Here is a 296-nt window from a genome sequence, read left to right on the forward strand (position 1 = left end):
AGTCCAAGTACTCCTTGTTTTCTATATGCAGCACGCCATCTTTTACCTGATGATTTTACACGTTCCATTCCTAAAATACTTATATCAAAACCACATTCTTCAAATATTTGTCTCGGAAACTTTCCTTTTTCATTCTCACTTACAAAAATATGCTTAAATTCATCGGTATAAGTAATTCCTTTCTCACTTACGTGCTTAACATAGGTATTGTTTGACAGTATTTCAATTTCTTCTTCTGAAAATATCTTATTACTCATCTTATCCACTCCTACTTTATCTGTTTCATTATAATAAAA

Annotated in this window: 1 protein-coding gene; it reads right to left on the bottom strand. The window is 30.4% G+C overall.

The genetic code is table 11. From position 1 onward, the window contains the following. Positions 1 to 257, bottom strand: a 257-nt coding sequence (locus tag ACJDU8_RS25820) for an HTH domain-containing protein (protein WP_406795040.1), incomplete at its 3' end; no start/stop codon positions are given. Positions 258 to 296: the final 39 nt, after the last annotated feature.

It is taken from the genome of Candidatus Clostridium eludens, from assembly GCF_045310515.1.
GTDB classification, from domain to species: Bacteria; Bacillota; Clostridia; order Clostridiales; family Clostridiaceae; genus Clostridium_B; species Clostridium_B eludens.